Genomic DNA, 26,733 nt, shown 5'->3' with positions numbered 1-26,733 from the left:
CCTTATCGCGACAAGCGCCTCTGCCGGTGGCAGCGGGTCGCTTTTCACCTCGGAAGCCGGGTTCTTCGGCTCGTTGCAGGCTGCGGCGAACATGCCGCGCCCTACGCCGCTTCTATACACGGATGCCGAACCTGTGAAAGTGCAAATTTCACCGGATGAACCTGTCGCGCAGCTGCATCTGGCAAGCACCAAGACACGGTATTCAAAGGAAGATTTGAACTGCCTTGCCGAAGCGCTGTATCATGAGGCCCGCGGCGAGGGTGCGCAGGGTCAGCGCGCCGTGGCCGAGGTGATTCTGAACCGCGTCGACAGCCGTTCCTTCCCCACCAGCGTCTGCGGCGTCATCCGTCAGCCCAGCCAGTTCAGCTATACCATCGGCGGCCGCAAGCCGATCCGCAACAAGGCCGCCTATTTGCGCGCCGTGGACATCGCGCGGGACGCCTTGTCGGGGGCGCCGCGCCAGCTGACGGGCGGCGCGACCTACTTCCACACGCCCGCCGTCCGCCCTGCGTGGTCGCGCCGTTTTCAGAAGACCGTCCAGATCGGACGCCACATCTTCTATCGCACCGGACAGCGCATCGCCTCGAACTGAGGGGGTGGCTGATCGGCGGGGCTTGTCCAGCGCGCCGATTTCCTGTGAATGGCGGTCATGGAACAAGCTGACCGTATCTTTCTGCGCGACCACGTGCTGTCCGCCGACATCGGCGCTTTCCAGTCCGAACGAGGGCTGGAGCAGCGGCTGCGCTTCAACATCACCGTCGACCTGCGTCACAGCGTGTCGGGCAGTGACGATCACGTCGATCACATCCTGTCCTATGACGTGCTGACGCAGGCCGTCACGACCGCGCTGGCCGATCAGCGCTATAATCTGGTCGAAACCTTGGCCGAGAAGATCGCCGCCGAGGTTCTGGCCCATCCCCGTGCGGCAGAGGTCGCCGTCACCGTCGAGAAGCTGGACCGCGGTCCGGGTGCGCTTGGGGTTTCGATCACACGCCGCGCCGCGCGGCTTGACGCGACAGGCGTGACTGCCGAACCCGTAATCATGGTCCATGCCGAGGGTGCCCCTTTGCCCGAGGGCGGGCTGATCATCGTGCCGCAGCCACCCGGCCTGCCCCTGCCCAAGGGTGGCAATGATCGCCGGATTGCGCTGCTGGCGATGGATCAGGCCGCATGGGCCCTGGCCGGAGCGTTGCAGCTGGAAGTCGCCGAGACCCGCACCGAACTGGACGCCGCTGCCTTGTCAGGCCAGCAGGTGGTCTGGGCGCCAAGCCGCCTTGCCGCCGATGAGGCCGCCGCGGGCCAGACCGCCGAAAGCCTGGGGATCTGGTTGGCCATGCGCCTGCAAGCCCGCAGCCTGATCTTCGCGCTGCCGAAGGACGCCCCCCTGCCCAAGGTGGACGACCAACTTCATGCCAGCATCGAACGCATCACGCTGCCCTGAGGAACCCCCATGTCCAACAGCCGCGTCTATTACCGCCCCATCCCGCAAGCCGAACGAGCCCGCTGGCCCCTTGCTGGCGGCTGGACTGGCTTCACCCTGCTGGAGCGTCTTCAACGTGGGCACGCACCGGTGGTCGTCTCGGAAGCGCCTGACGATGTGATGCAGGCGCTGACGGCCCCTCGCCCGCCGATCATGGGGCTGGCCATGGACCGCCCGCGCCTGATGGGCATCGTCAATGCCACCCCCGACAGCTTTTCCGACGGCGGCAGCTATGATGCCATCGACCAATCACAATCGCTGATCGACCAAGGTGCCGATATTCTGGACATCGGCGGCGAATCCACCCGCCCCGGTGCGACCGAAGTCCCCGTCGCGGATGAGATCGCCCGTATCATGCCCGCCATTCGGGCGATGTCGGGCGCGGTGCCGGTCTCGGTCGATACGCGCAAGGCGGCTGTGGCCCATGCGGCGCTGCAGGCGGGGGCTGCGATGGTCAACGATGTGTCGGGCTTCGATTTTGACCCGGACCTGCCTTCGGTCGTGGCCGAAAGCGGTCGTCCAGTCTGCCTGATGCACGCGCAGGGTCTGCCCCAGGACATGCAGGACGACCCGCGTTATGACGACGTGGTTCTGGACGTCTATGACGCCTTGCAAGATCGCGTCGCCCGTGCCCGCGCGGCGGGAATTCGCGCGGACAGGATCGTGATCGATCCCGGCATAGGATTCGGCAAGACCGAGGCGCATAATCTGGCCATCCTGCGGCGCATCTCGCTGTATCATGGCTTGGGCTGTCCGATCCTGCTGGGGGTGTCGCGCAAGCGCTTCATCGGCCGGATCGGCGGGGCAGAAGAACCGCGGGACCGCGCGCCCGGAACGCTGGCGCTGACCATCGCCGCCGTGGCGCAGGGCATTCAGATCCACCGCGTCCATGATGTCGCGGAACACGCACAAGGGCTGCGCCTGATCGCCGCCCTCAACGAGAACGGAAGGACGGGGACATGAGCAGGAAGTTTTTCGGAACCGACGGGGTTCGCGGACGCGCCAACACCTATCCCATGACCGCCGAGATGGCGCTGCGCCTTGGTGCCGCCGCGGGGCGCTATTTCCGCCGCGACGGGCGCAACCGGCACCGCGTGGTGATCGGCAAGGACACGCGCCTGTCGGGTTATATGCTGGAAAACGCCCTGACGGCGGGGTTGACCAGCACCGGCATGAACGTGCTGCTGCTGGGGCCGGTGCCGACGCCTGCGGTGGGCTTCCTGACCCGCTCGATGCGGGCGGATCTGGGGATCATGATCTCGGCCAGCCACAACCCGGCCGAGGATAACGGCATCAAGTTCTTCGGCCCCGACGGCTTCAAGCTGTCCGACGAGGCCGAGGCCGAGATCGAGGCCATCGTCGCGGGCGAGATCGAGCCCGCCCAGCCCCGCAACATCGGTCGGGCCAAGCGCATCGACGACGGGCGAGGACGCTACATGGAATATGCCAAGACCACCCTGCCCTCGGGGTTGCGGCTGGACGGGCTGAAGGTGGTGCTGGATTGCGCCCATGGCGCGGCCTATCGCGCCGCACCCGATGTCCTGTGGGAACTGGGCGCCGATGTCATCCCGCTTGGCGTGAAGCCCGATGGCTTCAACATCAACGACGGCGTCGGCAGCACCCACCCCGAGGCCTGCGCCGCCGCCGTGCGCGAACATGGCGCGCATCTGGGAATCAGCCTTGATGGCGATGCCGACCGCGTGGTGATCGTCGATCAGAACGGCAAGGTGGCCGATGGCGACCAGATCATGGCGCTTCTGGCCTCGCGTTGGGCCACGCAGGGGCGCCTGGCGGGCGGGGCGCTGGTGGCGACCGTCATGTCGAACCTGGGGTTGGAGCACTTCCTGCAGGCCCGCAACCTTCGGCTGGAGCGCACGCAGGTGGGCGACCGCTATGTGGTCGAACGCATGCGCGAGGGTGGCTTCAACCTGGGCGGCGAACAGTCGGGCCATATCGTCATGACAGACTATGCCACCACGGGTGACGGCCTGGTCGCGGCGATGCAGGTGCTGGCGGCCATGGCCGAAACCGGTCAGCCCGCAAGCGAGCTGGTCGCGCAATTCCAGCCGGTGCCGCAGCTGCTGAAGAACGTACGCTATGCCGCCGGTGCCGATCCGCTATCGCAGGACGCCGTCCGCAAGGTCATCGCCGACGCCGAGGCGCGTCTGGCAGGTTCGGGGCGCGTGCTGATCCGCAAGTCCGGGACAGAACCCCTGATCCGCGTCATGGCCGAAGCCGAGGATGAGACCACCCTGCACGAGGTCGTGGACGGCATCGTCGCCGCGGTCGAGGTCGCGGCCTGAATCCCTTACGGGCAGTCCGTCATCGGATCATAGTCGTAAAGCCAATCGAAGCGCCCCGGCATCAGTCGGGGCGCAAAGCGATCCGCCAGCCGCAGCACGCCATGCGCCGCCCGCCTCTTGACCCCCTGCAGGTGATAGTTGCGGGCGTTGTCATTGGCGGCCTGCACGATGCGCGTGACGCGCGGCTGCCGGATCGCCTGATATCGCGCCAAGGCGGCCCGCGTGTCGGGGTCGGCGTCAAGACAGGCGGCGACGGTCCAGGCATCCTCGATCGCCATGCCGGCCCCCTGCGCCAGAAACGGCAGTGTCGGATGGGCCGCATCGCCCAGCAGCGCCATCCCCTCATCGTGCCAACGCGGCGCAACCGGATGGCGGAACAGCCCCCAGATCGAGACATCCCGCACCTGCGACAGCCAGCCCGGGACGGGTCCGCCGAAGCCCGCAAAGGCCGCCCGCAGGTTTGCCGGATCATCGGCGTGGGACCAGCCCTCATCCTGCCATTCGTGTCGTTCCAGCACCGCCACGATGTTGCGGATGCCATGCGCCAGCGGATAGCTGACCAGATGCCGCCCCGGTCCCATGAAGACCTGCGCCACGGCCTGATCGGCCCCCGCATCTGGAATGGTCGCACGCCACGCGCTCTGGCCGGTGAAGAAGGGAACCTGCTGGCCGTTCAGATGCTGGCGCAGGGGGCTTCTCAGCCCGTCGGCTGCGATGACCAGCCCCTCGGGCGGCGTCTCGATCCGCTGTCCAAGGCGCAGCGTGACACCTGCATCAAGGGCGGCCCGATGCAGGATCTCGATCAGGCGGGGGCGGTGGATGACCAGAAATCGCGCATCGGGGCGGTGACGCAGCAGGTCCATCCGCAGGACGACCCGGCCCGCATCGTCGTGCAGTCGCACCCCGGTGTTGCGCAAGGCATGATCCGCCAAGGCGGGCGCCAACCCCAAGGCATCCAGCACCCTGACCGCATTGGCCGAGATCTGGATCCCCGCGCCGACCTCGGACAATTGCGGCGCCTGTTCCAGCACCGTGACCTGCGCCCCGCGACGGGCCAAGGCGATGGCGGCGGTCAGGCCGCCGATCCCCGCGCCGATCACGCTGACGCGCCGGCCCTGCAATGCCTTGGTCATCCCCGGCCCCCTGTCGTGAAAAAGCCCCGCCGATGACCGGCATCGGCGGGGCGGTCGTCGCGCCGTCGCGACCTCAGTCGTCGCGGTGCACGCGTTCCTTGCGCTCGTGGCGTTCCTGCGCCTCGAGCGTCATGGTCGCGATGGGGCGGGCATCAAGGCGGCGCAGGCTGATCGGCTCGCCGGTCATGTCGCAATATCCGTATTCGCCGGTCTCGATGCGGCGCAGGGCCGCGTCGATCTTGCTGACCAGCTTGCGCTGGCGGTCGCGCGTGCGCAATTCCAGCGCGCGATCGGTTTCTTCGCTGGCGCGATCGGCCAGATCGGGCACGCTGCGGGCGCTGTCCTGCAGCCCTTCAAGCGTTTCGGCCGACAGGCCCTGCAATTCCTGCTTCCAAGCTTCAAGCTTGCGACGGAAATATTCGAGCTGAAGCTCGTTCATGAACGGCTCGTCCTCGGCGGGGCGATAATCCTTGGGAAGAAAGGTCTGGGCTTTCATTACGTCCTCCGGCGGCGCCGGGCGGAGCAAAAGTTTCCGGCACCTTGCGCGCCCCATTAAAGTATGACTGCCTGCTTGTCACTATGTTTGAACGGCCTAATTCGAAGGAACCCGAAGCTGCCGGCCATGAAACGGGCAAATTCGGCCAAGCGGTTCACCAAAAAGGAGAGTTTGGATGCAATTCACGGGGACGGACCGATATGTCGCACCGCCCGATCTGGCGGTCGCCGTCAACGCCGCGGTGACCTTGGAACGCCCGCTGCTGGTCAAGGGCGAACCGGGAACCGGCAAGACGGAACTGGCGCGGCAGGTCGCGGCCAGCCTGGGGATGCCGATCATCGAATGGCACGTGAAATCAACGACCAAGGCGCAGCAGGGGCTTTACGAATATGATGCCGTCAGCCGGTTGCGCGACAGCCAGTTGGGCGATGCGCGGGTCAACGACGTCGCAAACTATATCCGCAAGGGCAAACTGTGGCAGGCCTTCGAGGCCCCGTCCCGCGTCGTGCTGCTGATCGACGAGGTCGACAAGGCCGATATCGAATTCCCGAACGACCTGTTGCAGGAATTGGACCGGATGGAGTTTCACGTCTATGAAACCGGCCAGACAATTCGCGCGGCGCAAAGGCCCGTCGTGATCATCACCTCGAATAATGAAAAGGAATTGCCCGACGCATTTCTGCGCCGCTGCTTTTTCCATTATATCCGCTTTCCAGATGCGGAAACGCTGCGCGCCATCGTGAATGTCCATTATCCCGACCTGAAGCCGCGCCTGCTGGACGAGGCGCTGACGCAGTTCACTGAACTGCGCGAGGTGCCGGGCATGAAGAAGAAGCCCTCGACCAGCGAATTCCTGGACTGGCTGAAGCTGATCCTGGCCGAGGATCTGGCCCCCGAGGATCTGAAGCGCGATCCCGCCACGATGCTGCCCCGCCTGCACGGGGCGCTGTTGAAGAACGAACAGGATGTCGCGCTGTTCGAAAGGCTGGCCTTCATGTCGCGCAGGCAGCGCTGAGCGTCGGGCTTGCGGCGCGGGCCCTGCCCCGCCTAGGCTGGCGCCGCAACACATATGGGAGGGTTTCATGATACAGGGCTTCGACACGACGGCCATTCACGCGGGCGCAGCCGCCGATCCGGCCACGGGCGCGCGGCAGGTGCCGATCTATCAGACGACGGCCTATGCCTTCCGCGATGCCGACCATGCCGCCGCCCTGTTCAACCTGCAAGAGGTCGGCTTCATCTATTCCCGCCTGACGAACCCCACCGTCGCGGCGCTGCAATCGCGCATTGCCGCGCTGGAGGGCGGCGCGGGGGCGGTCTGCTGTTCGTCCGGCCACGCGGCCCAGATCCTGGCGCTGTTTCCGCTGATGGAGCCGGGGCGCAACATCGTGGCCTCGACCCGGCTTTACGGCGGCACGGTCACGCAGTTCAGCCAGACGATCCGGCGGTTCGGCTGGTCGGCGAAATTCGTCGATCTGGACGATCCGCAGGCGGTGAGGGATGCCATCGACGACGACACCCGCGCGATTTTCTGCGAATCGATCAGCAATCCGGGCGGTTACGTGACCGACATTCCCGCCGTTGCCGCCATCGCCGATGCTGCGGGCATCCCGCTGATCGTGGACAACACGCTGGCCACCCCCTATCTGTGTCGCCCCATAGAGATGGGAGCCACCCTGGTCGTCCACAGCCTGACCAAATACATGACCGGCAACGGCACGGTCACCGGCGGCGTCGTGGTCGACAGCGGCAAGTTCGACTGGTCGGCCAGCGACAAGTTCCCCAGCCTCTCGGCCCCGGAACCCGCCTATCACGGGCTGAAGTTCCACGAGACCTTTGGCAATCTGGCCTTCACCTTCCACGGCATCGCCATCGGGTTGCGCGATCTGGGCATGACCATGAACCCGCAGGGCGCCCATTACACCCTGATGGGGATCGAGACGCTTGGCCTGCGCATGCAGCGCCATTGCGAGAACGCGCTGAAGGTCGCGCAATGGTTGGAAAACGACCCGCGCGTCGTCAAGGTCACCTATGCGGGGCTGGAGAGTTCGCCCTGGAAGGCCACGGCGGATCGGCTTTACCCCAAGGGCGTCGGCGGCCTCTTCACCTTCGAGATCGCGGGCGGCTATGAGGCCGCCGTCAAGCTGGTCGGCGCGCTGGAACTGTTCAGCCATGTGGCGAACCTGGGCGATGCGCGATCGCTGGTGATCCATTCGGCATCCACCACCCACCGCCAGCTGACCGAGGATCAGCAGCGCGCCGCAGGTGCCGGCCCCGAGGTCGTGCGCCTGTCCGTCGGCATCGAGGATGTCGAAGACCTGATCGCCGATCTGGATCAGGCGCTGGCCAAGGCGACGGCCTGAGGGCATCGGGGGCCATCTCGGCCCCCGAACCTTGTCAATTTGCCGGGGCGTCCGTTTCGGGCAGCGGCTCGACGATGCCGGGCACCACGGGTTCGTCGGGCGCGGGCGCGCCGTCGCCATGCATCGGCACATCGCCGCCCTTCATGCGGTGATGCTTCGGCCCTTTCGGCTGCATCGGCGCGCAGGCCCCATCCCCCGTCAGCGCATAGTCGATATCCACGCGCGACGACATCTCCATCTCGCCGGCCTGCACGGGCACGCTGTCGGCCATGGAAGCCTCCATGCGCATCATCGGGCGGGGGCCGCCGCCGCTGCTCTGGCTGTCGCGGATGGAAAGGACCGGGCCAAGGGTCAGGCCCGCAGCCTCGGCCAGAACCTCCGCCTTGCGGCGGGCGTCGGCGACGGCCTGCTTGCGGGCGTCGTCCTGCGCATCGGCGCCGTCTTCGCGCGAAAACGCGATGCCGTTGATCTCATTGGCGCCTGCGCTGACGATGGCGTCCAACACCTCGCCCAAGCGGGCCAGGTCGGTGACGCGCACGCTGACCATGTTGCTGGCCTGATAGCCGGTGACGGTTGGGGCGCGATCCTCGTCGTATTTCATCAGCGGGTTCAGGTTCAGCCCCGAGGTCTGGATCTGCGCCTGATCGATCCCCGCATCGGTCAGCGCCTTGACGACCGCCGCCTGCTGTCCCGAGTTCTGGTCCATCGCGGCCTTGGCGCTGTCGCCCTGGGTGGTCACGCCCAGCTGCACGGTCGCCATGTCGGGCGCGATCCGGGCCAGCCCCTCGCCCGTCACGGACAGGCGCGACACCTCGGCCCCCGCGCCGCAGGTCATGCCGGGGGCTGCCATCGCCGATGTGGACATCAGGCCAAGCGCGGCCACGCCAAGCGCCCATGCGCGGGCCTTGGAAAACTGCAGGTGCGACGCCATGGATGATCCTCCTTGATCGTGTCATCGAACGTTTCGTTCCATGCGACATTCATGCACCCCGACCGCTGCCATGCCTAGGGCACGTGGTGTCGAAAGCGGTCACAGTTCTGCCAGTTCTTCTTTCAACGTTCCACAATTTGCGGTAGTGATGGGTAAGGTCAACGACATCATGCGGCTTAAAATGCATGGTGCAAATCGAGCAGCGAACCACACAGATGAACCAGCATGCCGCGCCCCCCGAATTCGCCATGAGCTTCACCCAGGAAGCCGTCCAGCTGGAACGTCGCGACGGTCCGGAATGGCGCCCCCTGGGACAGGCCCGTTTCACCGGTGACGATCTTGCCGCAGTCCTGATCTCACTTCGCGATCAGGCGGGCGGCGGAGGGGGCGAGTTGGACACGATCCTGGTCATCCCCGACGATCAGGTCCTTTACACGACGCTGACGGTGCCCTTCGGCTCGGACACCCCTGCCACGATCGCGCGCGCGCTGGAAGCCTCGACCCCCTACAAGGCGCAGGATCTGGTCTTCGACTGGTGTCCGGCCGTGAACGGCGACATCGAGACCCTGCGCGTCGCCGCCGTTGCCCGCCGCACCCTGACCGAGGCCGAGGATTTCGCCCGTGCACAGGGGTTCCGCCCCTCGGGGTTTCAGGCACGGCCGAACGACGACCGCTTCGAGGGTCAGCCCGAGTTCGGAACCTCGCGCCTGGCGCAGGAACAATTCGATCGCCGTCCCTTCAGCGACCCCGACCTGATCCACGCGCGGGTGACCGCCCCCTTCATCGAACCTGCCGAGGCCCCCGCAACCCCGCCCAAGGCCGAACCGGAGCCGGTCGTCGTGTCGCGGATCACGCCGCATACCGTCGTGACGAAAGCCACCCGCAAGGACGCCAAGCCGCTGGTCGCCACCCCCGCCGCCGCTGCCGAGGGCAGCGCTGCGGTGATCCGGCATGGTCAGAATGCGCCACTGACTGCCAAGCGCCTGTCGCCGCGGGCCGAGGCCGTGCATAACCGCGCCGCCGCCGCCCGGGCCAATCGCAAAGCTGCCGCAGCCGCGGCACCCGCGACCGGCGTTGCCGCCAAGCTGAGCAAGCTGGACCCGACGCGACTGCCGGTGATGGTCGGCGGGTTGGCGATTGCCGTTGTTCTCGGATTGGTCGTCTTCGGCGGTGAAAGCCAGCCGGTGATCGAAGCCGATCCCGAGCCGCAGCGCACCGCCGCCGTGCAACCATCCGAGCCCGCGCCCCAACCCGCACAAGCCCCCGTGGCCGAAGTTCAGGACCCCGCCACCAGCTTCCCCACGAATGCCCTGCCGCCGCTGCAGATGCCTCAGCCCGTGGGTGAAGGCATGCTGCGCGAGGGACCCGAGGCGGAACCGGCAGCCGCCGAAACGCCGGTCGAAGACGACCCGCTGACGCGTGCATTGGCCGATGCGATGGCCGCCAATCCTGAACCCGAACCTGTCGCGCAAAGCCTGACGGACGACCAGCTTGCCGCCGTGACATTGCTGCCGCGTCAGATCTCGACAGCCGAACCTGCCGCAGCGCAACCAACGGCCCCCATCGCCAGCGAGCCACAGCCCGTCGGCGCTCCCCTGACGTCCCAGACCGCAGCCACCGAAGCACCCGCGCCGCGACAGGAACCCGAGCCGGCCCAAGCCGCCGTGCCCGCCGAAAGGCCCGTGGCCGCCCCCGCCGCCACCGCAATCAGTCGCGCGGTCAACCTGAAAAGCTCGGCCCGACCGCCGCGGACGACGCCTGCGCGCGCCTCGACCCCCGCAGCGCCCGAGGCACGCCCGCGCGTGCCCTCGAACCCGCTGCCGTTCGAGGATGGGGCATCCTCCGCCCCCGCGCCCCGTGTCGCGGCCAGCCGCCCGCCCGAACGTCCGACGCGCGCTGCCACCCGCCCTGCTGCGCCCGCAGCGGCCCCTGTCGCCGCGCCGGCACCTGCGTCAGCCCCTGCACGCCCTGCGGCGGCCGCGCCTGCGGTAAACCTTGGGGCACGACCGCCCAGCATCACGCGCCCGGCGCGCAGCCCTCAGGCGGCGGAAACCGCGGCGCCTGCTCCGGCGCCCAAGGCTGCGCCCTCGACGGCGGGCCGCCCACCCGCGCGACCGCAGGATCTGTCGCAGCTGGAGGAAGGCAGCGCCGCCGAGGATGACGCCCCGCGCCAGTTGACCCAGGCCGAACGCAGCCTGCTCGAGCGGCAGCTGCGCGATCTGCGCACCGCCCAGGCCGGCAATGCCGGTTTCAGCGCCAAGGAACGTGGACTTGTCTTCCGCCTTGCCGATGCCCGCCCGGTGCGAAAGCCGGTCTCGGTCAGGGGGCCGTCGCAGAAGGCGGTCGAATCCGCCGTGGCACAGGCTGTCAGCAGTGGTCGTCCCGAACCCAAGGCCGATGCCCCGAAGGCCGACAACGCCCCCCCTGCGGTCCGGGCCACGGCTTCCGGTGCCATCGCCGGTTCGCAGCGTCCAAGCGCCAAACCCCGCAGCAACGGTTCGGCCAGCCTGTCGTCGGCGGCTGTCGATGCAGCCGTCGCCTCGGCCATCGAAGATCGTCCCGCGGCGGGTTCAGTCGCGCTGACCTCGCTGGCGTCATCGGCGCTGCCGCCGCGCCGCGCCGCGCGCGCGGCCCCGGCGGCTGCCAATGCCATGGTGGCGACTGCCGCACCCGTGGCGGCAGCCATGGCGCCCTCGGCTGCTGATCGCCAGGCAGCCGAACAGGCGGCCGCCATGGCCGAACAACGACGGCAGGATGAAGAGCTGCAGGCCCAGGCCGAGGCACGCGCCCGTTCGCAGGCCGCAGCCGACGCCCGCGCCGAGGCGCAGGCCCGCGCTGCCGCCGAAGCCCGCGCCCGCGCTCAGGCCGAGGCCGAGGCGCGCGCCGCTGCCGCCCGCAACCAGCAGTATCGCCCCCCCGAGATCGACGCCGAACCCGATGTCGTCGCAGCAATCCCGCAGGGGGCCAACGGCTCGGCCGGGTCCAGCGCGACGGTGAAGGATGGTATCAAGCTGAACAGCACACAAATCATCGGCACCATCGGCGCCGGCCAGGCCAGCCGTGCCTTGGTGCGCCTGTCGAACGGGCGCGTCCTGACGCTGCGGATCGGCGACAAGATCAACGGCGGTCAGATCACCGCCATCGGCGATAGCCGCATCACCTATCAGAAGCGTGGTCAGGCCTATGCCCTGGGCGTTCTGAACGGCCAGTGATCACGAGACCCTGCGCAACTGCGCAGGGTCAGCCATCCAGACGCTGGATGTCGTAACCCTGTTCCTGAAGCAAGTTCAGGACACCAGCCTTGCCGGGCAGGTGCAGCGCACCGAAAGCCGCGACGATACCCTTGCCATCAGCCTTCGCGTTCTCGGCCCCCGTGGTCAGCACCTCGATCCATTTGCGATTGCGGCTGTCCATCAGGCGATCCTGCGCCAAGGCCATCTGGGCATCGACCTCGGACTTGGGCAGGCCCGAATTGTCATAGGCGTCGAAGCGCCCAAATTCCCAGATCCGCCAGACGTCGCCGCTGAAATAGGCGTCCGTCAGGGTCACGGCGTAATCGTCGGCATGGGCGGCCGAGGGCAAGGCCGCGCGGATCATGTCGACCTCTTGCGCAGGTGACAGGTCGGAATAGAGATCGAAGATGGTGTCCCAAGGCTCCAGCGCATGAATGGGCTTTTCCTGCTGTTGCGCCTGATGCACCAGCAGGTGATCCAATCCGCCGGTCTTGCCACCCGATTGCGCCATCGCATCCAGCATGCAGGGCGAAATGCCCAGCATCATCGACACATACCAGGGCCGCAGACGCGAGGTGATGACCGCAGGCGATCCGCGATCCGACATGGCCTGCGACAGCCGTTCCCATTCGTCGGGCGACAGTCGCTCGGGCAAGGTGGGGCCGTCGGCATCGACCATCAGGCCGGGATCGGACTTCAGCGCCTCGGTCAGGCGGGCCTCCTCACGCGGGCCGGCCTCGACATAGAGCGCGGCGGCATCGGCGATGACGGGTTGCAGGCGTTGCACCATGGCAGCATGGCGGTCGTCGCCGAAATGATAGGTTCCCACCAAGGTAATCTGCCGGTCCCCCTTGCTGGCGCGGTACAGCAGCCCCTCGCGGAACGGCACGTCGCGCACGGCTTCGTCGATCTGCGCCTTCTTGTCAGCAGGCATCGTGTCGAACAGGTTGCGACCTTTGCATTCATCGGCCCAAGCGGGCGCCGACAGGGACAGGATGGCCAGCGCGGCGGCTTTCAGGACATGTCGCATCGCGTCTTTCCAAATGCGTGGCAGATGTCGCGCAGGCTGTCACGAAATGCCCCCGGCTTCCAGCGGACCGATGCAAAATCCCCCCTCAAGCCCGTTGACAGTGTCGTGTGTCGGCCCTAGATCAACGTCATTGGCACTCGCAGCCGGTGAGTGCCAACAACGAAACACTGCAACCTGAAACATCGGAGTGTTCACATGGCATTCAAACCGCTGCAAGACCGCGTTCTGGTCCGCCGCGTCCAGTCGGAAGAAAAGACCAAGGGCGGTCTGATCATCCCCGACAACGCCAAGGAAAAGCCCGCGGAAGGCGAAGTCGTCTCGGTCGGTGATGGCGCACGCAAAGACTCGGGCGAGCTGATCGCACCCTCGGTCAAGGCAGGCGACCGCGTGCTGTTCGGCAAATGGTCCGGTACCGAAGTCACGGTCGACGGCGAAGAGCTGTTGATCATGAAAGAAGGCGACATCCTGGGCGTGATCAGCTGATCCCCGGATAGTCCCTTTCTTCAAACAAACTTCAGGAGATTCAAATGGCAGCTAAAGAAGTCAAGTTCGGCACCGACGCACGCGACCGGATGCTGAAAGGCGTCAACGTCCTGGCCGACGCCGTCAAGGTGACCCTGGGCCCCAAGGGCCGCAACGTCGTCATCGACAAATCCTTCGGCGCACCCCGCATCACCAAGGACGGTGTCTCGGTCGCCAAGGAAATCGAACTGTCCGACAAGTTCGAGAACATGGGCGCCCAGATGGTCCGCGAAGTCGCTTCGCGCACCAATGACGAAGCCGGCGACGGCACGACCACCGCGACGGTGCTGGCCCAGGCCATCGTCAAGGAAGGCATGAAGGCGGTTGCCGCGGGCATGAACCCGATGGACCTGAAGCGAGGCATCGACTTGGCCACCTCGAAGGTCGTCGAGGCCATCAAGGCCGCTGCACGTCCCGTGAACGACACCGACGAAGTCGCCCAGGTCGGCACCATCTCGGCCAACGGTGAAGCCTCGATCGGTCGCCAGATCGCCGACGCCATGCAGAAGGTTGGCAACGAGGGTGTCATCACCGTCGAAGAAAACAAGGGCATGGAGACCGAAGTCGAAGTCGTCGAAGGCATGCAGTTCGACCGCGGCTACCTGTCCCCCTATTTCGTGACCAACCCCGACAAGATGGTCGCCGAAATGGAAGACGCCTACATCCTGCTGCACGAGAAGAAGCTCTCGTCGCTGCAGCCGATGGTTCCGCTGCTGGAAGCCGTCATCCAGTCGGGCAAGCCGCTGGTCATCGTCGCCGAGGATGTCGAAGGCGAGGCCCTGGCCACGCTGGTCGTCAACAAGCTGCGCGGCGGCCTGAAGATCGCAGCCGTCAAGGCACCGGGCTTCGGCGACCGCCGCAAGTCGATGCTGCAGGACCTCGCGATCCTGACCGGCGGTCAGGTCATCAGCGAAGATCTGGGCATGAAGCTGGAAAACGTCACCATCGACATGCTGGGCCGCGCCAAGAAGGTCACGATCAACAAGGACAACACCACCATCGTCGACGGTGCCGGTGAGAAGTCCGAGATCGAAGCCCGCGTCAGCCAAATCCGTCAGCAGATCGAGGAAACTACCTCGGACTACGACAAGGAAAAGCTGCAGGAACGCGTTGCCAAGCTGGCAGGCGGTGTCGCAGTCATCCGCGTCGGCGGCATGAGCGAAATCGAAGTGAAAGAGCGTAAGGACCGCGTCGATGACGCCCTGAACGCAACCCGCGCAGCCGTCCAGGAAGGCGTCGTCGTCGGTGGCGGTGTTGCCCTGGTCCAGGGTGGCAAAGCCCTGGAAGGCGTCACCGGTGCAAACGGCGACCAGGACGCAGGCATCTCGATCGTTCGCCGCGCGCTGGAAGCTCCGATGCGCCAGATTGCCGAGAACGCAGGCGTCGACGGCGCTGTCGTGGCCGGCAAGGTCCGTGAATCGACCGACAAGGCCTTCGGCTTCAACGCCCAGACCGAAGAATATGGCGACATGTTCAAGTTCGGCGTGATCGACCCCGCAAAGGTCGTCCGCACCGCGCTGGAAGACGCAGCTTCGGTTGCCGGTCTGCTGATCACCACCGAAGCCATGATCGTCGAAAAGCCCGAGCCGAAAGGCCAGGCCGGCGGCGGCATGCCCGACATGGGTGGCATGGGCGGCATGATGTAATCATCCCCCTGCCTACCGGCAGATACCAAGAAGGGCGCCCTGCTGGGCGCCCTTTTTCTGTTCCGGATATTGACGATGGCACGCGCCGATGGTCGGTCCCGAACCGACGGCATTCGTCAGCCGCACATCGAACACCTTATTGGCAAGGCACCATGCGACCGCCGCACTGCATCATTCGGGGCGATCGATGAAAACTGCCAACCGGGGACATGACCCGGTCGGGTTGCTCATATCGGCGCACGCTCCGCGAAAGATGCGCGGAGTGTCAGGTTATGACGCCCTCGACCTTCATGGATTTGCACAGCGACTGGAAACGCGACCGGGCGACCTCGCCCATCAGGGCACGCCCCGTCCTGGTCAGGCGCAGCGTCACGCTTTCGCCCGGCACATGCTTCAGCGAAGCGGCGCCCGCCAGATCGTCGATGGCGAACATGGCACCGAAACGCATGGCCTTTCCCAGGATCTCGGCTGCCAGGATCTCATCCTCGGAGAGCAGCGCGAACAAGGGCGCGAACTGCGACTGCGCGCGATTGTTCTTGTAACGGTGCAGAAGCGCCAGTCCCAGATATATCCGCTCGGGGTGGCTGAGGGCGGCCATGTTGGCGCGCGTGACATTGTCGAAACAAGCTTCGGCGCGGTAATCGGGATGGGCGCGCCAGGCCGTGTCGTGCAGCAGGCAGGCCGCCTGCATCAGGCGATCGCTTTCGGGCGCAAGGTCCGGAAACAGAGGCAGCAGGAAGTGATACAGCTTCTTGCCGAAACCGGGCATGCGCGCCATCTGCTTTTCGGTGAAGCGCGCGGCCTCGATCAGCGGATCCCGACGGCGCAACGTATCGGACATATGTTCGTAAAGCAGACCTTCGCGTATCCCGAAGCTGGAAACCGCCAGCTCCTTCGGGACGAAGACGTCGATCAGCTGCGACAGGACCTTGCTGGCCAAGGGCACCAGTTCGATCCGGGACGAGGATATGCCGACCTTGCCGCGCAGCGTGTTCAGGTCGTATTGTCCCATCCATTCGATCGTCTCGGCGACCGAATCCGGGCTCATCCGGTATTCATGCAGCACGGTCATCGGATAGTCGGTGCGCTCCATGTCCAGACGCGCGATGGCCCGCCAGGACCCCCCGACCAGATAGATGCGCTCGTGATCGGTGCCGACCTGATCGGCCAGATCGGACAGGATCCCCGTGATGTGATCCTGCAGCTTGTCCGGCGGAACCTGCTGCAGGCGGAACGGCCCAAGCTGCGAGGTGACGCGCTTGCCAACCTTGCCGTTTTCCACGACCGCCAGTTCCAGAGAGTTGCCGCCAATGTCGCAGACCAACCCCTTGGCATCCGGCCAGCCCAGCAGCACCCCCTGCGCCGAAAGCCGCGCCTCCTCCTGACCGTCGATGACGAAAAGCTTCAGACCGGTTTCCTTCTCGACCCGCGCCTGGAAGGCGGGGCCGTCCTCGGCCTCACGCACGGCGGCGGTGGCGACGCAGGTCAGCGGCTGGATGTCCATGCTTTTGGCAAGGGCCGCGAAACGGGCCAACGCGGAAAACCCACGCTCGACCCCCGCGGGGTTCAGGCGGCCGGTGGTGGCCATGTCCTGCCCCAGCCCCGCCATGACCTTTTCGTTGTAGAAATAGGCGGGCGACCTGGCCGCGCCGTCGAAGACGACAAGACGGATCGAGTTCGACCCGACATCCACGACGCCGACCCGTTTCAGTGACCGCTTGGGCAGCTTCGAGAACTTGCGACCGAATGGCTCGATCTTCTGTCCGCTGGTGGTTCGCACCCCGTTCATGGTTCAAGCCTTTCGCTATGCCCTCAAGGTTCCTTGGCCCGGCAAGGCCAGGTCGTCAATCGGAAGAATGTGTCAGCGCCGGAACGTCCCGCGCCCCTGCCGTGCCCCGCCCCGACAGCGAGGGGTTCTCCATGAAGAACCGGTGGCAGTTGAACAGATCGTCGCGTCCCTGCGGGAGGTAACGCAGGAAGCGGCCATCTGGCTGCAACAGCCAGCTTTGCGCCTCGTCGGCCATGTTGGCGGCCATGACCTGGTTGACGATCTGCGCCTTGACCGTGTCGTTGCGGCATTCGACCAGCGTTTCCACCCGGCGGTTCAGGTTGCGGTCCATCCAGTCGGCCGAGCTGATGAAGACCCGCGACTTGATCGATGGCAGCCCGTAGCCGTTGCCGAAACAGACGATGCGCGAATGTTCAAGATAGCGCCCGACGATCGACTTGACGCGGATATTCTCGGACAAGCCCTTGATACCGGGTCTGATCCCGCAGATTCCACGAACGACGAGGCTGATTTTGACGCCTGCCTCGCTGGCGGCATAAAGTGCCTCGATCACATCGGTCTCGGTCAGCGAGTTGACCTTGACCCAGATTGCGGCGGGACGGCCTTGGCGGGCAAATTCCGCCTCGGCTGCGATCAGCGCGATCAGATGGGCCTTCAGATCGATGGGCGAGATCGACAGGTTCTCAAGACCCGCCGGCTGCACATAGCCCGACAGATAGTTGAAGACCTTGGTCGCATCGCGGCCCAGTTCAGCGTCGCAGGTGAACAGCGACATGTCGGTATAGATCCGCGCCGTGATCGGGTGATAATTGCCCGTCCCATAGTGGGTATAGGTGACCAGCGCGTCGCCTTCTCGCCGCACGATGGTGCTGATCTTGGCGTGGGTCTTGTAGTTGACAAAGCCATAGACGACATGCGCCCCCGCCCGTTCCAGCCGCCGCGACTGGCGGATATTGGCAGCTTCGTCGAAACGCGCCTTCAGTTCGACCAGCGCGGTGACGGATTTCCCGGCCTCGGCCGCCTCGCAAAGCGCATCGACGATGGGGCTGTCGCGGCTGGTGCGATAGAGCGTCTGCTTGATCGCCAGCACGTCGGGATCGCGCGCCGCCTGCGCCAGAAAGCGCACCACCATGTCGAAGGTCTCATAGGGGTGGTGCAGCAGCATGTCCTTTTGCCGGATGGCGGCGAACATGTCGCCGTCATGGTCCTGCACGCGTTCGGGCACGCGGGGCGTGAAGACGGGCCACAGCAGATCGCGTCGGCTGTCCAGCACCAGTTCCGAGAGGTCGGCCATGCCCAGCAGGCCCTCGACCTCGATCACCTCGTCGGCGGTCACCTCCAGCTCGTCCATGATCAGGCGGCGCAGGCGGTCCGGCGCGCCGGATGTGATCTTCAGCCGGATGACGCTGCCGCGTCGGCGGCGCTTCAGCGCGGTCTCGAATTCGCGGACCAGATCCTCGGCCTCCTCCTCGACCTCCAGATCGCTGTCGCGCAGCACGCGGAAGCTGCAATGCCCGACGTCGCGATAGCCCGGGAACAGGCTGGCCAGATGCATCAGCAGCAGATCTTCAAGGCGCAGGAAGCGTTCGCCCCCCGGCAGGGGCACGAAGCGCGGAAGCTGCGCCGGAATGGGCAGCAGCGCCTGCATCTGCCGCCCGTCGGTCTCGCGTGCCAATTGCAGCGCCAGTGAGAAGCCGGTGTTGGGGATGAAGGGGAAAGGATGCGCGGGGTCGATGGCCAGCGGTGACAGGACCGGAAAGACGCGGTTCTGGAAATAGCCGTGCAGGAATTCCTCTTCGGCGCGGGTCAGGCGCTGGCGGGACAGGATGACGATGCCCGTCTGCTCCATCTCGCGGCGCAACCCGTTCCAGACGCCCTGCTGCGCCGCCATCAGCCGCCGCGCATCGGCGTTGATCAGCGCCAGCTGTTCGGCAGGCAGCAGCCCATCGTCCGAGGGGGTCGTACTGCCCTCGCGCACCAATTCGCGCAGGCCGGCCACGCGGGTGGTATAGAATTCGTCCAGATTGGTCGCGCTGATCGACACGAAGCGCAGCCGTTCCAGCAGCGGCACGCGGGGATTGCGCGCCTCGTCCAGGACGCGCCAGTTGAAGGACAGCCAGGAAAGCTCTCGGTTGAAGAAGCGGTTGGCCCCCTGCGGCACACCGCCCGGCAGCACCTTGGGTTCCGGAAAGGGCGAGCGGAGGAAATCGGCTTGGGTCATGTTTTTCCAGGGACGTCGGTTGGGGCGATCATGCGTCAGCCTCGGACAGCTTGTCCAGCAGCTCGGCGGCAATGCGGCGGGTGACGGGGCCTTTCTGCGCCATCGCGGCGTGATCCATCGCCGTGACCAGCCGACGGGCCAGCCCCAGGTCGCGGTCCATGTGCAGCGACAGCCAGTCGATCAGCCCGGCAGACACGGCCAGCTGACGGTCGGCGAACAGCTTGACCAGCACCGCCGCCAGCAGCGCCTGATCCGGGGGACCAAGGTGGACCTGCGGCATGGCATCCATCCGCGAACGCAGGTCCGGCAGCACCAGCCCCCAATCGCGCGGGGGCCTGCGCGCCGTGATCAGCAGCAGGCAGTCGCGCGGCCCGCAGAGGTTCCACAGGTGGAACAGTGCCTGTTCGACCCCGGCGGCAAAGCCCGCGTGATCGGCATCCTCGACGACGATGGCGCCACCCTCGGAGGCCAGCATGTCGGGCGCATCGGGCCGCAGGGCTGCCGCCGCAATCCGACGCGCGCCGTTTTCCGCCGCCCAGAAGGCCGCCATATGGGTCTTGCCCGCGCCCTCGGGGCCGATCAGCAGCATCCGCCCGTCGGGCCAGGACATGGGCGCATCCAGCACCGCCAGCGCATCCCGGTTGGCCGGGGCGGGCAGGAAGTCGGACCTTGCGTGGGCCGGTGGCGTCGTCAGATCTAGGGTCAGCTGGCGGGAGGACGAGGTCGGGATCACGCAGCCTCCGGGTCAGTCCGTCGACCGGCGAAGCAGGTCTTCCTGCATCACCTCGATTTCCTGCTGGCCACGGGCGTGATCGGCGGCCAGCCGGGCTTGGCGCATGCTGTCGCGGACAGTGCCGGCCGGCACGATTTCCACCAGGATCGGCATGTCGGGATCTGAAGGCGCCACCTGCCCGGTATAGAGCGAACTTTCGCGATAGCGCGCGATCAGGAAGCGCGCCAGCACCCCAAGCGCCGCCGCCATCGGAACCGCCATGACCAGCCCCACGAACCCGAACAGCGCACCAAAGACCGACAGCGCAAGCAACAGCCAGACCGGGTGCAGGCCGACATGGCCGCCAACGATCTTGGGCTGCAGATAATTGCCCTCGACCACCTGACCGATGCCGAAGATGGCGATGACGGCGCCGATCCAGACAGGCTCGCCCCAGAAGCTGAACAGGGCGACCCCGATGGCCGTCGCCCCGCCGATCAGCACGCCGACATAGGGGATAAAGGACAGGCAGGCGGCCATGATGCCGATGAAGAAACCGAAGGGCAGCCCCACGATCATCAGTGCCAAGGCGTACCAGATGCCCAGGATCAGGATGACCAGCGACTGCCCACGCAAAAAGCCCGACAGCGCCTCGTCGATCTCGGAGGCCAGCTGACGGACCGTGGCGGCATGTTCGCGCGGCAGGTGGCGATCCACGGCCTCGACCATGTTGTCCCAGTCCAGCAGCAGGTAAAAGGCCACCACCGGAACGATGACCAGCAGCGCGATGGTTCCGATCACCCCGCGCACCGACCCAAGGATGGTCGAGGCAAAGCTGCCCGCGCGTTCGCCGATGGCGGTCTGCAGGTCGGCCAGCGTCTTGTCCAGCCCTGCCCCCTGCGGGATGGTGCCCGGAAAGCGGTTGTCGACGAAGGCGCGCGCCTGGTCCAGCATCTGGGGCGCGGTCTCGATCAGGGCGCTGGCCTGACGGATCAGGACCGGCATGATCAGCAGGACCACCGCGACGAAGACAAGGACCACGACGAAGGTGATGACCACGACCGACATGGTGCGCGACAGGCCCAACCGCTCCAGCCGGTCGGCGACGGGGTCCAGCAGATAGGCGACCCCTGCCCCCAGGATGAATGGCAGAACCGCCTGGCCCAGCAACCACAGCGTCAGCAGCAGGGTGACGGCCGCCACCCCCCACCACATGATCTGCTTGCGAACGGGGATGCGCATGAACCTGCCCTTGTGATCTGATCTTCCACCCGAATGTGACCCTCCGCGACGCCGGTTGCAAGCGCCATGCGCCCCCATGACATGCGGCGGCGGGGCCGCAGGTTCTTGGCAAGTGGCCGCCGGTCCTGTAACCCTGCGCCAAACCGCTTTGAAGGACCGTTCCCCATGCGCATGTCGCGTTATTTCCTGCCCGTACTGAAGGAAGACCCCAAAGAGGCGCAGATCGTCAGCCACCGGCTGATGCTGCGCGCGGGCATGATCAAGCAGCAGGCGGCGGGGATCTATTCCTGGCTGCCGCTCGGTTTCAAGGTGCTGCGCCGGATCGAGCAGATCGTCCATGAGGAACAGCAGCGCGCCGGCCACATCCCGATGCTGATGCCGACCCTGCAGCCCGCCGACCTGTGGCGCGAATCCGGCCGCTATGACGATTATGGCGAGGAGATGCTGCGCATCCGCGACCGCCAGAAGCGCGACCTGCTCTATGGTCCCACGAACGAGGAGATGATCACCGACATCTTCCGCAGCCACGTCAACAGCTACAAAGAGCTGCCGATGACGCTGTATCACATCCAGTGGAAGTTCCGCGACGAGATGCGCCCCCGCTTCGGCGTGATGCGTGGCCGCGAATTCCTGATGAAGGACGGCTATACCTTCGACCTGACCAAGGAAGACGCGCTGCACGCCTATAACCGCCACCTGGTGACCTATCTGCGCAGCTATGAACGGATGGGCCTGCAGGCCATTCCGATGCGTGCCGATGGCGGTCCGATCGGCGGCGATTACACCCATGAATTCCTGGTGCTGGCCGAAACAGGCGAATCCGAGGTCTTCTATGACAGCCAGATCACCGACCTGAAGTTCGGCGACCGCCAGATCGATTACGACAGCGTCGAGGAATGCCAGGCCGTGCTGGAGGAATTCACCAGCCGCTATGCCCGCACCGACGAGACCCACGATCAGGCCATCTTCGATCAGGTCCCCGAAGAACGCCGCCGCACGGCACGCGGCATCGAGGTCGGCCAGATCTTCTACTTCGGCACCAAGTATTCCGAACCGATGGGCGCAACGGTCGTCGGACCCGACGGGGCACATGTCCCCGTCCACATGGGCAGCCACGGCATCGGCGTCAGCCGCCTGCTGGGTGCCATCATCGAGGCGAACCACGACGACAAGGGCATCATTTGGCCCGAGGGCGTGACCCCCTTCCACGTCGCCATCGTGAACCTGAAGCAGGGCGACGCCTCGACCGACGGCGCCTGCGAGGCGATCTATGCCGAACTGCAGACGCGCGGTCTGGACCCGCTCTATGACGACCGCAACGAACGGGCGGGGGCGAAATTCGCCTCGATGGATCTGATCGGTGCACCTTGGCGCATCACGGTCGGCCCGCGCGGTCTGGCCAACAACGTGGTCGAGCTGACCGACCGTCGCAGCGGCAAAAGCATCGAGATGTCGGCCCGCGATGCCATCGCCCGCGTCCAGCAGATCTATCAGCCGATCCTGGGCCTTTCGGTTCAGGACAAGTGATCCGGCACGACCGGCGGCCCTGCGTCGCCGGTCGGTCCCCGCATGGCGCGGATTGGCGCAGCGTCACATTGTCAATCTGTCCAAAAACCATGCAGATCGGCGCGACATGGCGCTTTCTTTTTCCCTAACCCGCTTCTAACGTCACCCTCAGGACAACGTTCCAACTGGGAGACGACCAATGAAAAAACTTCTTCTTGCGACCGCCGCCGGTGCATTGATGGCCGGTGCCGCTGGTGCTGAAGAAATCAAGCTGGGCGTATCGCTCGGCTTCACGGGACCGCTGGAATCCATGGCCCCCGCCATGCAGCAGGGTGCCGAAATGGCAATGAAAGAGGTCAGCGACAGCGGCCTGCTGCTGGACGGCACGACCGTCGTGTCGGTCACCGGCGACAGCACCTGCATCGACGCCGCCGCAGCCACCGCCACCGTGGAACGCCTGATCGCCGCCGAAGGCGTCAAGGGCATCATGGGGGGCATGTGCTCGGGCGAGACGATCGCCAGCCTTGAAAACGTCGCCAAGGCGAACGGCATGGTGATGATCTCGCCCTCGGCCACCTCGCCCGCGCTGACCACGATCGAGGATGACGGCCTGTTCTTCCGCACCGCGCCCTCGGATGCACGCCAGGGCGACGTCATGGCCGACATCGTGCTGGGCCGCGACATCAAGTCGGTCGCCGTTACCTATACCAACAACGATTACGGCAAGGGCCTGGCCGACAGCTTTGCCAAGGCGTTCGAAGAAAAGGGCGGCAGCGTCACGGTCAACAGCGCCCATGACGATGGCAAGGCCGACTATTCGGCCGAGGTCGCCGCACTTGCCGCCGCCGGTGGCGACGCGCTTGTGGTCGTAGGCTATGTCGACCAGGGTGGTTCGGGCGTGGTCCGTGCCGCGCTGGATACCGGTGCCTTCGAAACCTTCGTCTTCCCCGACGGCATGGTCGGTTCCGCGCTGGAAACGAACTTCGGTTCGGAAATCGATGGCAGCTTTGGCCAGAACCCTGCCGCCGACGGCCCGGGTCGCGAAACCTTCCTGACGATGGCCGAGGAAGCGGGCTTCGACGGCTCGGGCGCCTTCTCGGGCGAGGCTTACGATGCCGCGGCGCTGATGCTGCTGGCGATGGCCAAGTCGGGCTCGACCGATCCCGCGACCTACAAGGGCAGCGTCATGGATGTCGCCAACGCCCCCGGCGAGGAGATCCTGCCCGGTGAACTGGCCAAGGCGCTGGAGATCATCAACGGCGGCGGCGATGTCGACTATGTCGGCGCCACCGCAGTCGAACTGATCGAGCCGGGTGAATCCTCGGGCACCTTCCGCGAGGTCGAGTTCAAGGATGGCAAGATGGAAGTCGTCGGCTATCGCTGAGCCGGCCTGACCGACAGAAAGCCCGGCATCTTCGCGGTGCCGGGCTTTTCGCAATGATAATAGCCTGTTGCAGGCAGTTCTTCGCCAACGACGTGAAGACAGGGAAACAAAGACATGATCAGGGTCGAAGACCTTCACAGACATTTCGGCGGGTTTCGCGCCGTCGATGGCGCCAGCCTGACGATCGAGACCGGATCGATCACCGGGCTGATCGGCCCGAACGGCGCGGGCAAATCGACGCTGTTCAACGTGATCGCGGGCGTGCTGCCCCCCACCTCGGGGCGGGTCTTCATGGACGGCGAGGATATCACCGGCCTGCCGCCCCACGCGCTGTTCCACAAGGGCCTGCTGCGGACCTTCCAGATGGCCCATGAATTCGCCAGCATGACCGTGCGGGAAAACCTGATGATGGTCCCCGGCATGCAGTCGGGCGAAACCATCTGGAAGACCTGGTTCCAGCGCGGCCGCATCGCCCGCGAGGAAGCCGAACTGCGCAAGAAGGCCGATGAGGTTCTGGATTTCCTGACCATCCGCCATCTGGCCAACGAACATGCGGGCAACCTGTCGGGCGGCCAGAAGAAGCTGCTGGAACTGGGGCGCACGATGATGGTCGACGCCAAGATCGTCTTTCTGGACGAGGTCGGCGCAGGCGTGAACCGCACGCTGCTGATGACCATCGCCGACGCGATCATCCGGTTGAACAAGGAACGCGGATACACGTTCTGCGTCATCGAACACGACATGGATTTCATCGGTAAGCTCTGCGATCCCGTCATCGTCATGGCCGAGGGCAAGGTACTGGCACAGGGCAGCGCATCCGACATCATGCAGAACGAACAGGTGATCGAGGCCTATCTGGGCACCGGTCTGAAGAACAAGGACATGGTGGGCGCATGAGCGGACAGAACAGCTTTGGCAATCGTGGCAATCGCGATGCCTCGGTCGTCAACACCAAGGGCATGGGCACCATCGACGGCACCCGCAGGTCCGGCCCGGTGGGCGAGGGGCGCGCGGGCGATCCCTTCCTGATCGGCGAGGCCATGACCGGCGGATACGGCAAGGGCGCCGACATCCTGCATGATTGCACCATCTCGGTCGAAAAAGGACAGATCGCCGTGATCGTCGGCCCGAACGGCGCAGGCAAATCCACCGCGATGAAGGCCATCTTCGGCATGCTGAACCTGCGTCAGGGCAGCGTGCGCCTGAACGGTCAGGACATCACCGCGCTGAACCCGCAGGACCGCGTCAAGGCGGGCATGGGCTTCGTGCCGCAGGTCAACAACATCTTCCCGTCCATGACGGTCGAGGAAAACCTGGAAATGGGCGCCTTCATCCGGAACGACGACATCCGCCAGACCATGCAGCAGGTCTATGACCTGTTCCCCGCCGTGGCCGAGAAGCGCCGTCAGGCGGCGGGTGAGTTGTCGGGCGGCCAGCGCCAGCAGGTGGCCGTGGGCCGCGCGCTGATGACGCAACCGCAGGTCCTGATGCTGGACGAACCGACCGCGGGCGTCAGCCCCATCGTCATGGACGAATTGTTCGACCGCATCATCGCCATCGCCCGCGGCGGGCTGCCGGTGCTGATGGTGGAACAGAATGCGCAGCAGGCGATGAACATCGCCGACAAGGCCTATGTGCTGGTGCAGGGCGCGAATGCCCATACCGGCACCGGCGCCGAACTGATGGCCAATGACGAGGTGCGCCGCACCTTCCTGGGGGGCTGAGCCATGGATATCCTGAATGCCCTCGTGGTCTTTCTGAATTTCGTCTTCATTCCCGCCGCCGCTTATGGCGCGCAGCTTGCACTGGGTGCGCTTGGTGTCACGCTGATCTATGGCATCCTGCGGTTTTCCAACTTCGCCCATGGCGACACCATGGCCTTCGGCACTGCCGTCGTGATCCTGGTCACTTGGGGCCTGCAATCCATGGGCGTCTCGCTTGGGCCGCTGCCGACTGCGCTGCTGGCCCTGCCCTTCGGGATCGCGGCCACTGCGGCGCTGGTGCTGGCCACCGACCGGGCGGTCTATCGCTTCTATCGCGTCAAGAAGGCAGCACCGATCATCTTGGTCATGGCCTCGGTCGGCGTGATGTTCGTGATGAACGGGCTAACGCGCCTGCTGATCGGCGTCAGCGAATACCGTTTCGACGATGGCGCGCGCTTCATCATTAACGTCCGTGATTTCCGCGAATGGAGTGGCCTTCCCGAGGGTCTGGCCTTGCGCAGCACGCAGGCGCTGACTCTGGTCGTCGCGGTCATCGTCGTGGCGGCTCTGTTCTGGTTCCTGAACCGCACCAAGTCGGGAAAGGCCATGCGCGCCTATTCCGACAACGAGGACTTGGCCCTGCTGTCGGGCATCGACCCCGAACGCGTCGTGCGCCTGACATGGATCATCGCCGCCAGCCTGGCGACCATCGCAGGCACGCTTTACGGCTTGGACAAGTCCTTCAAGGCCTTCAACTATTTCCAGATCCTGCTGCCGATCTTTGCCGCCGCCATCGTGGGTGGCCTCGGCAGCCCGCTCGGCGCCATTGCGGGTGGGTTCCTGGTCGCCTTCTCCGAAGTGGCGGTCACCTATCCTTGGGTGAAGGTCGTAGGCTACCTGGCCCCCGGCTATGAACCGGGCGGGCTGATGCAGCTTCTGGGGACGGAATACAAATTCGCCGTCAGCTTCGTCATTCTGATCGTGGTCCTGCTGTTCCGCCCCACGGGGCTGTTCCGCGGCAAGTCGGTGTAAGGGGGAA

General features: G+C 65.7%; 22 protein-coding genes. 14 read left to right on the top strand and 8 right to left on the bottom strand.

The window, feature by feature from the left end:
* Window positions 1–214 precede the first annotated feature (214 nt).
* From DDE75_RS17615 to glmM, 4 genes are read left to right on the top strand one after another with little or no spacing between them, the layout of a single operon-like run.
* Entirely contained in the window at window positions 215–592 is a 378-nt protein-coding gene (locus DDE75_RS17615) for a cell wall hydrolase (RefSeq protein ID WP_335672035.1), read from the top strand.
* A gap of 57 nt (window positions 593–649) precedes the next feature.
* Window positions 650–1,441, top strand: a complete 792-nt coding sequence (locus DDE75_RS06500) for a dihydroneopterin aldolase (RefSeq protein ID WP_108501745.1) — start codon at window positions 650–652, stop codon at window positions 1,439–1,441.
* Between the two features lie 9 nt (window positions 1,442–1,450).
* Complete coding sequence (folP, locus tag DDE75_RS06495) at window positions 1,451–2,443, top strand: dihydropteroate synthase (protein ID WP_108501562.1); 993 nt, start codon at window positions 1,451–1,453, stop codon at window positions 2,441–2,443.
* On the top strand, window positions 2,440–3,783 hold the full coding sequence (gene glmM / locus DDE75_RS06490; protein ID WP_108501561.1) for a phosphoglucosamine mutase: 1,344 nt from the start codon (window positions 2,440–2,442) through the stop codon (window positions 3,781–3,783). Before folP ends, glmM begins: the two co-directional genes overlap by 4 nt.
* A gap of 5 nt (window positions 3,784–3,788) precedes the next feature.
* Here the strand turns inward: glmM and DDE75_RS06485 are convergent, their stop codons facing one another.
* Entirely contained in the window at window positions 3,789–4,916 is a 1,128-nt protein-coding gene (locus DDE75_RS06485) for an FAD-dependent oxidoreductase (RefSeq protein WP_108501560.1), read from the bottom strand.
* A gap of 73 nt (window positions 4,917–4,989) precedes the next feature.
* Window positions 4,990–5,412, bottom strand: coding sequence for an RNA polymerase-binding protein DksA (dksA, locus tag DDE75_RS06480; protein ID WP_108501559.1), 423 nt, complete (start codon window positions 5,410–5,412; stop codon window positions 4,990–4,992).
* Window positions 5,413–5,587: 175 nt separating this feature from the next.
* Here dksA and DDE75_RS06475 point away from each other — a divergent pair, with 175 nt between their 5' ends.
* Both DDE75_RS06475 and DDE75_RS06470 read left to right on the top strand, forming a co-directional pair.
* Window positions 5,588–6,427, top strand: coding sequence for an AAA family ATPase (locus tag DDE75_RS06475; RefSeq protein ID WP_108501558.1), 840 nt, complete (start codon window positions 5,588–5,590; stop codon window positions 6,425–6,427).
* 67 nt (window positions 6,428–6,494) lie between these two features.
* Window positions 6,495–7,775 carry an O-acetylhomoserine aminocarboxypropyltransferase/cysteine synthase family protein gene (locus tag DDE75_RS06470; protein WP_108501557.1) on the top strand — a complete coding sequence of 427 codons (1,281 nt, stop codon included), beginning with the start codon at window positions 6,495–6,497 and terminating at the stop codon, window positions 7,773–7,775.
* Between the two features lie 34 nt (window positions 7,776–7,809).
* Here DDE75_RS06470 and DDE75_RS06465 read toward each other — a convergent pair whose 3' ends face one another.
* Complete coding sequence (locus tag DDE75_RS06465) at window positions 7,810–8,706, bottom strand: SIMPL domain-containing protein (protein WP_108501556.1); 897 nt, start codon at window positions 8,704–8,706, stop codon at window positions 7,810–7,812.
* A 215-nt stretch (window positions 8,707–8,921) separates the two neighbouring features.
* On the opposite strand from DDE75_RS06465, the gene DDE75_RS06460 reads away from it, so the two are divergent.
* Window positions 8,922–11,918 carry a hypothetical protein gene (locus tag DDE75_RS06460; RefSeq protein ID WP_162798928.1) on the top strand — a complete coding sequence of 999 codons (2,997 nt, stop codon included), beginning with the start codon at window positions 8,922–8,924 and terminating at the stop codon, window positions 11,916–11,918.
* A 28-nt stretch (window positions 11,919–11,946) separates the two neighbouring features.
* On the opposite strand, the gene DDE75_RS06455 is transcribed toward DDE75_RS06460, so the two are convergent.
* Window positions 11,947–12,969, bottom strand: coding sequence for a TraB/GumN family protein (locus DDE75_RS06455; protein ID WP_108501554.1), 1,023 nt, complete (start codon window positions 12,967–12,969; stop codon window positions 11,947–11,949).
* A gap of 195 nt (window positions 12,970–13,164) precedes the next feature.
* On the opposite strand from DDE75_RS06455, the gene DDE75_RS06450 reads away from it, so the two are divergent.
* Both DDE75_RS06450 and groL read left to right on the top strand, forming a co-directional pair.
* On the top strand, window positions 13,165–13,452 hold the full coding sequence (locus DDE75_RS06450) for a co-chaperone GroES (RefSeq protein WP_072298366.1): 288 nt from the start codon (window positions 13,165–13,167) through the stop codon (window positions 13,450–13,452).
* A 44-nt stretch (window positions 13,453–13,496) separates the two neighbouring features.
* Window positions 13,497–15,137, top strand: a complete 1,641-nt coding sequence (gene groL / locus DDE75_RS06445) for a chaperonin GroEL (protein ID WP_108501553.1) — start codon at window positions 13,497–13,499, stop codon at window positions 15,135–15,137.
* A 265-nt stretch (window positions 15,138–15,402) separates the two neighbouring features.
* Here groL and DDE75_RS06440 read toward each other — a convergent pair whose 3' ends face one another.
* From DDE75_RS06440 to DDE75_RS06425, 4 genes are read right to left on the bottom strand one after another with little or no spacing between them, the layout of a single operon-like run.
* Window positions 15,403–16,926: a Ppx/GppA family phosphatase gene (locus tag DDE75_RS06440; RefSeq protein WP_108501552.1), complete on the bottom strand. Its 1,524-nt coding sequence runs from the start codon at window positions 16,924–16,926 to the stop codon at window positions 15,403–15,405.
* Window positions 16,927–16,981: 55 nt separating this feature from the next.
* The gene (locus DDE75_RS06435; protein ID WP_108501551.1) at window positions 16,982–19,147 is read right to left on the bottom strand and encodes an RNA degradosome polyphosphate kinase; all 2,166 of its coding nucleotides are present in this window, start codon (window positions 19,145–19,147) and stop codon (window positions 16,982–16,984) included.
* Between the two features lie 28 nt (window positions 19,148–19,175).
* Entirely contained in the window at window positions 19,176–19,880 is a 705-nt protein-coding gene (locus tag DDE75_RS06430) for a P-loop NTPase family protein (protein ID WP_335672034.1), read from the bottom strand.
* Window positions 19,881–19,892: 12 nt separating this feature from the next.
* Entirely contained in the window at window positions 19,893–21,101 is a 1,209-nt protein-coding gene (locus DDE75_RS06425) for an AI-2E family transporter (protein ID WP_108501550.1), read from the bottom strand.
* 165 nt (window positions 21,102–21,266) lie between these two features.
* Between DDE75_RS06425 and proS the strand changes: the two genes are divergently transcribed.
* The 5 genes from proS (at window position 21,267) to DDE75_RS06400 (ending at window position 26,726) form a co-directional block, all read left to right on the top strand.
* Window positions 21,267–22,628, top strand: a complete 1,362-nt coding sequence (gene proS / locus DDE75_RS06420) for a proline--tRNA ligase (protein WP_108501549.1) — start codon at window positions 21,267–21,269, stop codon at window positions 22,626–22,628.
* A gap of 178 nt (window positions 22,629–22,806) precedes the next feature.
* On the top strand, window positions 22,807–23,991 hold the full coding sequence (locus DDE75_RS06415; RefSeq protein ID WP_108501548.1) for an ABC transporter substrate-binding protein: 1,185 nt from the start codon (window positions 22,807–22,809) through the stop codon (window positions 23,989–23,991).
* Window positions 23,992–24,105: 114 nt separating this feature from the next.
* Window positions 24,106–24,888: an ABC transporter ATP-binding protein gene (locus DDE75_RS06410; protein ID WP_108501547.1), complete on the top strand. Its 783-nt coding sequence runs from the start codon at window positions 24,106–24,108 to the stop codon at window positions 24,886–24,888.
* Complete coding sequence (locus DDE75_RS06405) at window positions 24,885–25,715, top strand: ABC transporter ATP-binding protein (RefSeq protein ID WP_108501546.1); 831 nt, start codon at window positions 24,885–24,887, stop codon at window positions 25,713–25,715. Before DDE75_RS06410 ends, DDE75_RS06405 begins: the two co-directional genes overlap by 4 nt.
* A gap of 3 nt (window positions 25,716–25,718) precedes the next feature.
* Complete coding sequence (locus DDE75_RS06400) at window positions 25,719–26,726, top strand: branched-chain amino acid ABC transporter permease (protein ID WP_108501545.1); 1,008 nt, start codon at window positions 25,719–25,721, stop codon at window positions 26,724–26,726.
* Window positions 26,727–26,733 lie beyond the last annotated feature (7 nt).

The sequence above is a fragment of the Paracoccus indicus genome (genome assembly GCF_003056335.1).
Taxonomy (GTDB): Bacteria; Pseudomonadota; Alphaproteobacteria; order Rhodobacterales; family Rhodobacteraceae; genus Paracoccus; species Paracoccus indicus.
The sequence above is the reverse complement of the archived record's forward strand: the minus strand, read 5'-3'. Positions and strand labels throughout refer to the sequence as shown.